Below are 261 nucleotides of genomic sequence, written 5' to 3'. Positions count from 1 at the left end.
ACATCGATTCATGCCCATGCCTATGTTGATCCATTTTTTCAGGCCTACTGGACCAAGGATGAGCACATCTGGGTCTGCCTGAACTGCCATGCGCCGATGGAAAATCAGCAGCCGTTGTTGATCAAGGGCCTGGTCAAGGAGAATCCTGAACGGCCGGTCACCGAGCCCAATCCCCGGTATGATGCCGATTATCAGCGGGAAGGCATTACCTGCGCCGCCTGCCATGTTCGGGATGGCGTGGTCCTGGGGCCGTTCGATGAT

Annotated in this window: 1 protein-coding gene; it reads left to right on the top strand. The window is 56.3% G+C overall.

Translation table 11 applies throughout. The features are described from left to right. A partial coding sequence (locus H6A60_RS13285) for a hypothetical protein (protein WP_205105338.1) occupies window positions 1-261 on the top strand: 261 nt, incomplete at both ends.

This window comes from Sutterella massiliensis, assembly GCF_016899755.1.
Taxonomy (GTDB): domain Bacteria; phylum Pseudomonadota; class Gammaproteobacteria; order Burkholderiales; family Burkholderiaceae_F; genus Sutterella; species Sutterella massiliensis.
Note: the sequence above shows the minus strand (reverse complement) of the source record. Positions and strands in the feature narration are given on the sequence as shown.